The organism is Pantoea sp. BL1 (assembly GCF_000963985.1).
GTDB classification, from domain to species: domain Bacteria; phylum Pseudomonadota; class Gammaproteobacteria; order Enterobacterales; family Enterobacteriaceae; genus Pantoea; species Pantoea rwandensis_B.
In genome coordinates this window covers 1-433 of sequence record NZ_JZRH01000065.1, presented here as the reverse complement: position 1 = coordinate 433, position 433 = coordinate 1, and the positions used below count along the sequence as shown (strand labels likewise).

The following is a 433-nucleotide window of genomic DNA, read 5'->3' as shown; positions in this document are numbered from 1 at the left end:
AACATAAAGCAAAATATCGTCAGTACAGTGCTGATGTCCCAATTCCAGAATACGATGAAAGCGCAGGGATCACCGTTCATTTTCTGCCCTGCCGTCAGGTCAAAGTTTATGCCGGTATAGCCAGCTATGGTGCGGATACATACCCGATTAAAGAGCCCACTGATATGCAGGAGCCAGCGACATGCGAAAAATAAATATCAATGTTGGCGAGCCCTGTGTATTCCTAAAATTTATCCGATTAGCTGTATTTAGCAGCCTGATGATTTTAGTGGGCTGCGATCAGTCAAATGCAGGTGAATCAAGTGCCGGGAATCTGGGTGCGATAAACCATGTTGCTGGGCAAGATATTAATTGGTTTTCTGTGAATGGTTATCGCGTCCCCGGTACAGGCGGCGGCTATTGTTGCATTATGTTGCCAAATAAATGGCGCCCG

General features: G+C 46.2%; 2 protein-coding genes. Both read left to right on the top strand.

The genetic code is table 11. The annotated features are described in order from the left end of the window. The coding region (locus VH86_RS25335) for a DUF3304 domain-containing protein (RefSeq protein WP_156150616.1) at positions 1–194 on the top strand (194 nt) is incomplete at its 5' end. After that, positions 182–433, top strand: a 252-nt coding sequence (locus VH86_RS23735) for a DUF3304 domain-containing protein (RefSeq protein WP_045834329.1), incomplete at its 3' end; no start/stop codon positions are given. The genes VH86_RS25335 and VH86_RS23735, both read left to right, overlap by 13 nt.